Annotated in this window: 1 protein-coding gene; it reads left to right on the top strand. The window is 41.9% G+C overall.

What is annotated here, in order from left to right; translation table 11 throughout:
* Nucleotides 1-30: 30 nt before the first annotated feature.
* The coding region (locus tag J1785_RS00540) for a hypothetical protein (protein ID WP_217218550.1) at nucleotides 31-724 on the top strand (694 nt) is incomplete at its 3' end.

The raw sequence follows: 724 nt of genomic DNA on the forward strand, positions 1-724 counted from the left end.
AGATTAAACTCACTACATAAGTCAAACGCCATGGAAATTACCAAAAAGTTTATCCTGGAAGGGCTTGAACGACTTGATTTATGCGACCTAAAGGGTCGCCCTTACGATTGCTCATTCGAGTTGTTATCTGCTCCTCCAGAAAGAAAACGTCTAATCATCATGGGATTCAACGGTTCTCAAGCAGACGAATGCTTTACGAATAAACAAGCCATAATTGAAGGGTTTCACTCCCCCGACTTCTCAAATATTAAAGCCGGTATGGAGGGAGCCTGGGGGATAAAACATCTTGCGAACCGTTTATATAACATTCCGGAAGAACTTGGGTTTCGATGGTATGAGACCGTTTATACCAATGCATTACTTATGTGCTCCAAAGATGCAAACTCTGTTAAAAAAGCAGCGCTCAGCAGTCCGATTGGGAGCCTTAATAATCTTATCGAGAAATCAATGCGGTTCTTTGAAGAAGTTACGTTACCCTTATGCCAGCCCGAACTGATTATTGCGTATAGTAACGGAATGAATTCACATTCAGCAGCAAGGTTAATGAGCGATCATTTTGGGAAGGGGTGTAAACTTCAATATGTAAATCAAAGTAGCTACTACTCTACGTTCAGTTTTATGGCTCGTTTCAAACTATCAGATGTTCCTGTCATCGGTATACGGCATATGTCACGCTTCAAACCTGACCTACAGCTCATCCGTAAAGCCTGGGAACTCCAACAAT

This window comes from Rahnella perminowiae, from assembly GCF_019049755.1.
GTDB classification, from domain to species: domain Bacteria; phylum Pseudomonadota; class Gammaproteobacteria; order Enterobacterales; family Enterobacteriaceae; genus Rahnella; species Rahnella perminowiae.